Source organism: Arthrobacter sp. Hb9-2, from assembly GCF_059091165.1.
Genome location: NZ_JBNHGJ010000067.1, coordinates 1 through 7,036 on the forward strand (window position 1 = coordinate 1; position 7,036 = coordinate 7,036).

The 7,036-nt window shown below is 65.0% G+C and carries 7 protein-coding genes and 2 pseudogenes; 6 read left to right on the forward strand and 3 right to left on the reverse strand.

Annotated features, from left to right (window positions below):
- From AC5RV1_RS20895 to AC5RV1_RS20905, 3 genes and pseudogenes are all read left to right on the forward strand, one after another.
- A pseudogene (locus AC5RV1_RS20895) lies at positions 1 to 344 on the forward strand (3-methyladenine DNA glycosylase); the annotation flags it as partial.
- A gap of 118 nt (positions 345 to 462) precedes the next feature.
- Positions 463 to 1,431: an ATP-binding cassette domain-containing protein gene (locus AC5RV1_RS20900; RefSeq protein ID WP_493995890.1), complete on the forward strand. Its 969-nt coding sequence runs from the start codon at positions 463 to 465 to the stop codon at positions 1,429 to 1,431.
- Positions 1,431 to 2,240 carry an ABC transporter permease gene (locus AC5RV1_RS20905; protein WP_493946859.1) on the forward strand — a complete coding sequence of 270 codons (810 nt, stop codon included), beginning with the start codon at positions 1,431 to 1,433 and terminating at the stop codon, positions 2,238 to 2,240. Before AC5RV1_RS20900 ends, AC5RV1_RS20905 begins: the two co-directional genes overlap by 1 nt.
- An 18-nt stretch (positions 2,241 to 2,258) precedes the next feature.
- Here AC5RV1_RS20905 and AC5RV1_RS20910 read toward each other — a convergent pair whose 3' ends face one another.
- Positions 2,259 to 3,935: an AMP-binding protein gene (locus AC5RV1_RS20910; protein ID WP_493946860.1), complete on the reverse strand. Its 1,677-nt coding sequence runs from the start codon at positions 3,933 to 3,935 to the stop codon at positions 2,259 to 2,261.
- Positions 3,936 to 4,049: 114 nt separating this feature from the next.
- Between AC5RV1_RS20910 and AC5RV1_RS20915 the strand changes: the two genes are divergently transcribed.
- Entirely contained in the window at positions 4,050 to 4,328 is a 279-nt protein-coding gene (locus tag AC5RV1_RS20915; protein WP_163161755.1) for a putative quinol monooxygenase, read from the forward strand.
- Positions 4,329 to 4,416: 88 nt separating this feature from the next.
- Here the strand turns inward: AC5RV1_RS20915 and AC5RV1_RS20920 are convergent, their stop codons facing one another.
- Together AC5RV1_RS20920 and AC5RV1_RS20925 are read right to left on the reverse strand one after the other, a co-directional pair.
- Positions 4,417 to 4,830, reverse strand: coding sequence for a thioredoxin family protein (locus AC5RV1_RS20920; RefSeq protein WP_458781376.1), 414 nt, complete (start codon positions 4,828 to 4,830; stop codon positions 4,417 to 4,419).
- Between the two features lie 111 nt (positions 4,831 to 4,941).
- The gene (locus AC5RV1_RS20925; RefSeq protein ID WP_493995891.1) at positions 4,942 to 5,487 is read right to left on the reverse strand and encodes an acyl-CoA thioesterase; all 546 of its coding nucleotides are present in this window, start codon (positions 5,485 to 5,487) and stop codon (positions 4,942 to 4,944) included.
- A gap of 76 nt (positions 5,488 to 5,563) precedes the next feature.
- Between AC5RV1_RS20925 and AC5RV1_RS20930 the strand changes: the two genes are divergently transcribed.
- Both AC5RV1_RS20930 and AC5RV1_RS20935 read left to right on the forward strand, forming a co-directional pair.
- Positions 5,564 to 6,295, forward strand: coding sequence for a potassium channel family protein (locus AC5RV1_RS20930; protein WP_493946862.1), 732 nt, complete (start codon positions 5,564 to 5,566; stop codon positions 6,293 to 6,295).
- Between the two features lie 355 nt (positions 6,296 to 6,650).
- Positions 6,651 to 7,036, forward strand: a pseudogene (locus AC5RV1_RS20935) (LysM peptidoglycan-binding domain-containing protein); the annotation flags it as partial.

A 7,036-nucleotide genomic window follows, 5' to 3' on the forward strand; every position in this document is an offset into this window, starting at 1 on the left:
GGGCGCTGCGGTCCGCCGTCGCACTCGAACGGCTGGCGGCGCTGCCGGCGCTGGAGGCCGCAGCAAAGATGCAGACAATCCCGGGAATCGGCATCTGGACAGCGGCGGAAGTGGTACAGCGCACGCACGGCTGCCCGGACTCCATCTCGGTGGGTGACTATCACCTGGCTGCCTATGTGGGCGCGGCACTCACGGGCCGCCGGACGGACGACGCCGGCATGCTCCGCCTGCTTGCGCCCTGGGAAGGGCACCGCCAGCGCGTGGTGCGGATGATCCAGAGCAGCGGCTTCCGCAAGCCCACCTTTGGCCCCCGGATGACCATCCAGGACCACCGCCGGCACTAGGCCAGGCGCGCCCGCCGCATCCATGCAGTTTTCCGTGGACGTGCGCTGGCGATGGGTATAGCGTGACGCCAGGGAGCCCGTCCAGAGCCCCGGTATGCCGCATCCTCTGGAGCCACCCATGATCCACACGGAAAAACTCACCAAGAACTTCACCGTCAAAAAGGAAACAGTAGAAGCCGTCAAGGGCGTCGACATCGATGTTGCCCCCGGTGAGCTGGTGGCGTTCCTCGGCCCGAACGGCGCCGGCAAGTCCACCACGCTGCGGATGCTCACCACCCTGCTCCGGCCCACGTCGGGGACCGCCTCGGTTGCGGGTGTTGATGTCACCGCAGATCCGGCAGGGGTGCGGGCGCGCATCGGCTACATCGGCCAGGGCAACGGCGGCGGCCACAGCTTCCGGGTCATTGACGAACTGGTGATGCAGGGCCGCTTCTACGGCATGAATTCCTCTGACGCGCTGGCCCGGGCGCAGGAACTCCTCACATCCCTGGACCTGGCAGACCTTTCCAAACGCACCGTGGTGAAACTGTCCGGCGGGCAGCGGCGCAGGATGGACGTGGCACTGGGGCTGATGCACTCCCCCCGGCTGCTGTTCCTCGACGAGCCGTCCACCGGCATGGACCCGCAGAACCGGGCCAACCTGTGGGAGCACATCATGCGGATGCGGGAAGAACACGGCACAACGATCGTCCTGACCACGCACTACATGGACGAGGCGGATTCCATGTCCGAGCGCGTGATCATCATCGACCACGGCCACATCATCGCTGATGACACCGCCGGGCGGCTGAAGCAAAACCTCGCCGGTGACCTGCTCGCCGTCGAGGTGGCGGCGGGCAGCGCTTCCGGGGTCCGCGGGCTGCTGGGCCGTGCCGCTGCCGGCGGTGAGGTCTCCGAGAATTCGTACGACGGCGTTGTCCGCTTCCGCCTCCGGCTACCGGAGGGCGCGCGGCTGGCGCCGGCGCTTCTGAAGGAGATGGACGACGCCGGTGCTCCCGCCCAGTCCCTGGAGTTGAAGCCGCCCACACTGGACGACGTGTTCCTGGAACTCACCGGCCGCAACCTCAGGGAAGGGGCAAACCGCTGATGGGCACACGAGCCATCGCCGCTGAGCCCAGGGAAAAGCCCGGCCTTGGCCAGGTCCTGCACGATACCAGGTTCGTGTTCTGGCGTGAAATGCTGCTGCCTTTGCGGGACCCGTTCTCGCTCATCTTTTCGCTGATCCAGCCGTTGGTTTTTCTTGGCCTGTTCGGCCCGCTGCTGGGCGCGGCCGTGGGGGCGCCGGCTTTCGGAGGCCAGTCCACGCTGCAGTGGTTCCTGCCCGGCGTCGTGGTGATGATCGCACTGTTCGGCACCTCCATGACCGGTTCCAACCTGCAGTATGAGCTGATGACCGGTTCCTACGAACGGATCCTGGCTACACCGCTGTCCCGCTCGTCGCTGATGATCGGCCGGGCGTTGAAGGAGTGGGCGCCGCTGGTTATCCAAGGGCTCCTCATCGCCCTGGTCTGCATCCCGTTCGGTTTCGTCTTCTACCCGCTGCACGTGCTGCTCGGGCTGATCATCCTGGGGATATTCGGGATCGGACTGGGGGCGTTGTCCTATGCGCTGGCCCTCGTTTCGCAGAACAAGGAGTGGATCTTCTGGGGTGTCCAGCAGACGCTGCTTTTTCCGCTCATGATCCTCTCCGGCATCATGCTTCCAATCGAAGCCGGGCCGGCATGGATGAAGACCGCCAGCCTGTTCAACCCCCTGACTTACCTGGTGAATGCGGAACGTGAACTGTTCGCCGGCGTCGTCGGAACTGACACCCTCCTGGGCCTGCTCGCCGCTTCGGTGACAGCCGCCGTCGGGCTCGTTGTGGGGGTGAAGGCAATCAACCGCAACCTCAACTGAGCAGGGGACGCGCCGCAGTCAGAGCCCCAACCGGGCCACGGCTTCCTCCCGCATTTCCACTTTGCGGACCTTTCCGGAGACGGTCATGGGAAAGCTGTCCCGCACGTCCACGTAGCGCGGAATCTTGTAGTGGGCCAGCTTGCCCCGGCAGAACTCCGAGACTGCGTCTGCGTCCAGCGGTTCGGCGCCGGGCTGGAGGATGATGCAGGCCATCAGCTCCTCGCCATACTTTTCGTCCGGCACCCCGATCACCTGCACGTCCTGGATGGACGGGTGGGTGTAAAGGAACTCCTCGATTTCCCGCGGATAGATGTTTTCACCGCCCCTGATCACCATGTCCTTGATCCGGCCTTCAACGATGACGTACCCGTCGTCATCCATCCGGGCCAGGTCGCCGGTGTGCATCCAACCGTCACCGTCAAGCGCCTCGGCGGTCTTCTCAGGCTGGTTCCAGTACCCGGCCATCACCGCATAGCCGCGGGTGCACAGCTCCCCGATCTGCCCGCGCTCCAGGACTTCCCAGGTACCCGGGTCCACGATCTTGCTCTCCAGGTGCGGCATGGTCCGGCCCACAGTTTCCGTGCGGTGCTGCAGGCTGTCCCCCTGCCGCGTCATAGTGGAAACCGGTGACGTTTCGGTCATGCCGTAGCAGATGGCCACATCCTTCATGTTCATGTCGGAGATAACGCGGTTCATCACCTCGATAGGACACAGGGATCCAGCCATGACGCCCGTGCGGAGGGTGGACAGGTCGTAGGAGGCGAAGTCCGGGAGGGCGAGCTCGGCGATGAACATCGTGGGCACCCCGTACAGCGAGGTGCCGCCGAAATCCTGCACGGCCTCCAGGGTGGCCGCCGGCGAGAACCCCCGGCCGGGAATGATGGTGGCCGCCCCATGGCTGAGAGCATTCAAGTTGCCGATCACCATGCCGAAGCAGTGGTAGAACGGCACCGGGATCACTACCCTGTCCTGTTCGGTATAGCCGAGCAGTTCCCCTATGGAGTAGCCGTTGTTGAGGATATTGTGGTGGGTCAACGTGGCGCCTTTGGGAAATCCCGTTGTCCCTGAGGTGTACTGCAGGTTGATGGGATCGTGCGGGCTCAGTTCAGCCATGCGTGCCCGCAGCCCGGAATGCCCGACGTCGTCCGCCCGCCTCAGCAGCTCAGCGTAGGTCAGCTCTGCGTCACTTAGCGGGACCCCGCCGTCCGGTCCTTCCCCGCCGGGAACGGGAAGGAACACCAGTTGACGCAGGTCCGGGCACTCTGCGAGCGCATGCCGTGCCATGCCCACGTAATCGCTGTTCCGGTCCGAGGGCGCCGTGACAAGCATCCGCATGCCGTTCTGCTTCACCACGAACTCCAGCTCGTGGCTGCGGTAGGCGGGATTGACGTTGACCAGGATGGCGCCGGCCTTGGCGGTAGCGTACTGCAGCAGCGTCCACTCGGCGCAGTTGGGGCTCCAGATCCCCACCCGGTCGCCCTTGGCGATGCCCAGGGCGAGGAGCGCACGGGCCAGCCGGTCGACGTCGTCGTTCATCTTGGTGTAGCTCCAGCGCCGTGCGTCGGCGCCCGGCACCGCGGCCGCCTCGATCAGGGCGTCATGGAACGGGAACCTCTCCACCACCCGCTCGAAGTTCCCGCCGATGGTCTCTTCGAGTAGCGGAACGTCAGTGTTCCCGGCTGTATAAGCACGCATGATGGCACGCTACCAACAGGACCCGGGCAATAGAAGCACGTAAGAGGCGCAACAGTCCCGCGGGCAGCGGCAACAGGAACGGTCCGTCAGCCGACGGCCGGTATTGTGAAATCCATGAGTTCACCCATTGACCTGCAGGCAACCTTCATTCCCAACGACGGAGAGTTCTACCGCGTAAAGCTGGCCCTCGAAATAGCCATCGACGAGGTGGTGAACGAACCTGGCTGCATCCGCTACGAGCTCACCGAAGCCACGGAGGAAAAACTCGTCCTCACCGAGCAGTGGGCGTCGGAGGAGGACCTGGCCAAGCACTCCAACGGCATCGCGGTGCAGGACCTGAACGAATCCCTGAGCGCGCTCCTGGCCGAGCCCGTCAAGCTGGAACGCCTCTAACGGCCGCTTACACCGGCAAAGACGAAGCGGCGCCTCTCGTGGAGAGGGCGCCGCTTCGACAGTTTAAGGAAGGGTCATGCCTGGGGAATCACGCTTCGGGAATCTGCGTGCCGTCCTGCGGACCGGCGGCCGCAGCGGCTTCCTCCCGCTGGCGTGCCACGTGGGCGTGGACTTCGTCCATGTCCAGGGCCTTCACGGCGTCAACCACCTGTTCAAGCTGCTGTGAGTTCAGCGCGCCGGGCTGTGAGAACACCAGCACCTTTTCGCGGAAAGCCATCAGCGTGGGAATGGAGGAGATGCCTGCCTCGGCGGCGAGCTGCTGCTCAGCCTCTGTGTCCACCTTGGTGAAGAGGACATCCGGGTGCTTCTCGGAGACGGCCGAGTACGTGGGTCCGAACTGCTTGCAGGGGCCGCACCATTCTGCCCAGAAATCCACCAGGACAATGTCGTTGCCCTCGATGGTCGATGCGAACTGTTCACCTGTGATGTCAACGGTAGCCATGTGTCAACGGTACGCGGGACGGCCCGGGCTTGTCGCGGCTGTTCGCTGCACGCGTCATCGGGAATAACGTGCACGTTCTCAGATCACCACGCCGGCACTAGGCGGGATGTGTCAGCCCCACAGGTGCGGCGAAGGCGTCCGGCTCCCCGGCAGCGCGCTGGACGCCCGCCACTCGTGGACCCAGTCAGGGAGCACCAGGTCCGCCGGCGGCTGGCCGAACTCCCGCAGTATCTCCTCCTGGCTGACGGGCCGGCCCTTGAGGACCAGGCGGGTGGCGATGTAGGCGCGGGCATAGATTTCGCCGTCGGCCACCATGCGTTGCTCGAAGTAGATGGCCTTGGCGTCCAGGCCGATGATGCGGGTTTCGATGGTGTACTGCTGCCACAGCTGGAGGGATTTCCGGAAGGCGATGGTTTCTGCGGCCACCACCGGACCCCAGCCCCGGCGGCGCATCCGCTTCCATACCCCGCTGCGAACCATCAGGTCGAACCGGCCCAGGTCCATCAGGGATAGGTACATGCCGTTGTTGACATGCATGGCAATGTCGATGTCCGTGGGCAGCACCCGCAGCGGCAGCGAGGACCCATCCCAGACGGTCAACGGCGGGCGGCGGGATGACGTGAACAGCAGCAGGAGGGTTCGTAGAAGCAGGTGCATGAACCTATGTTACCTGTGGGTAACTTAGCGGGGTATCGGCGGGGCTACCGGAGACCGTCCGCGTAGGATTTCCTGCATGACCCAACAACGCTACCGGGACCTGGCGGACTGGCCGCTCACGGTGACTGCGCTCATCTTCCTGGCAGCGTATGCGTGGCAAGTGATCGGCCGCGTTGAAGGCAGCGGCGCGTTGTGGCTTGAAGCGGTGATGTGGGCTACCTGGGGCATTTTTGCCGTGGACTATGTAGCCAACCTTTGGCTCGCCGATGACCGGAGCGGCTGGTTCGTCCGGAACCTCCATGAACTGCTCATTGTGGCCCTGCCGTTCTTTCGGCCGCTCCGCCTGCTCCGGCTGGTGACGCTGCTGTCGGTGCTGCACCGGACGCTGGGTGACACGCTCCGGGGACGCGTTGTTACGTATGTGGCGGGGTCGGCCGCGATGCTGGTATTTGTCGGGGCCCTTGCCGTCCTCGATGTGGAGCAGTCCGCCCCGGACGCAAAGATCGTCACCTTCGGCGATGCGCTGTGGTGGGCCATGACCACCATCACCACTGTTGGCTATGGGGACATGTACCCGGTGACGCCCATCGGCCGGATGGTCGCCGCGGCCCTGATGATGAGCGGAATCGCCGTCCTGGGCGTGGTTACAGCCTCCATCGCGTCCTGGCTGGTGCAGCGCGTGGAGGACACGGCCGAAGCGGTGTCGGATGCCGAGGAGCCGCTCCGGGCCGGGGTGGCAGAACTCGCAGCGGAGATGGCTTCACTACGCCGCGAGATTGCGGAGCTGAAGGACCAGCGCAGCCGCTAGTCCCGGCGTGGCCGCAGCAGGTATCAGGCCATTGCGGTTTTGAGTATTGCTCCGGGACGTCCCAAGTACTGCACCAAAATATTCGGGTAATCCCTACTGGTGCCGTGACCTGTGCAGGGTTCCTAGACTCGGGATTCCTAGGACCGAACAAGTGCTGGCCTGTCCACCGGATGGCTTCTGATGGCAGCGCCTCCTCGCGGAGCTTCCGTATTTTCTGGGTGTACGGACGCCTCCATCATGCGCCGTGAGCGGCCGGCTCGAAGCCGGGCCGCCAGCGCATCACACCTCGATCCGTCCCGCCTTCGCGTCGTGCATCTGCACCGGCCCGGCTGGACCGAACCTCGATGGGCTACCCATGAACGAGCTGAACCTCAAAGCCTCAGATCCACAAAGCCGCAGTTTCGCCACCGATGTCCCCCGCACCGACCTGACGGTGGGCCGCCGTACCGTCAGCAACAAGTTATGGGCCGGGATGGCCACGGCAGCCGTGGTGGCCGCCGTGGGTGTCGGGGCCCTGGCCGCACCGGCCCCCATCGTTCTACAGGACACGACGGCGGCCGCTCCCGTTGCGGAGGCGGTCCCCGAAGGCCCGGCCGGTGTTGAAGCCAAGGCCCAGGCTGCGTCCGGCACCGATTCTTCCGGCACTGTTCAGGGGCAGGCGGCAGCGCCAGCGGATGTACCCCCAGCGGATGTGCCCCCAGCTGCGCCACCTGCTGCGGAAACGCCGCCGGAGGCAGCTCA